1 protein-coding gene is annotated in these 301 nt (G+C 54.5%); it reads right to left on the bottom strand.

The genetic code is table 11. The features are described from left to right. A partial coding sequence (locus Q4563_RS18695; protein ID WP_303605580.1) for a cation:proton antiporter domain-containing protein occupies positions 1-301 on the bottom strand: 301 nt, incomplete at both ends.

Below are 301 nucleotides of genomic sequence, written 5' to 3'. Positions count from 1 at the left end.
CAATAAAGATCAGGACAAAGGCAATGGCCACGGCCGGGAAAATAATCGGTACCAGGTTGCTGGGCGTGATCAGCAACCCGAGCATTAAAAACATGCCGATCTGACTGAGCCAGGCAATACCATCGTGAAAGCGATGAATGTCATTGCTGTAGGGAAGAGGGGTATTGCCAATCATGGCTCCGGCGATAAAGATAGCCAGAAAACCGCTGCCTCCCCAGTGGGTTGTAAGGCCGAACAGACTAATGCCGCCCGCCAGTGCCAGCAGGGGATACAAGGACGAAGAGAGCGGCAAGCGCCGCAG

The organism is Gilvimarinus sp. 1_MG-2023, assembly GCF_030548285.1.
This window is presented reverse-complemented; position numbering and strand designations above follow the sequence as displayed.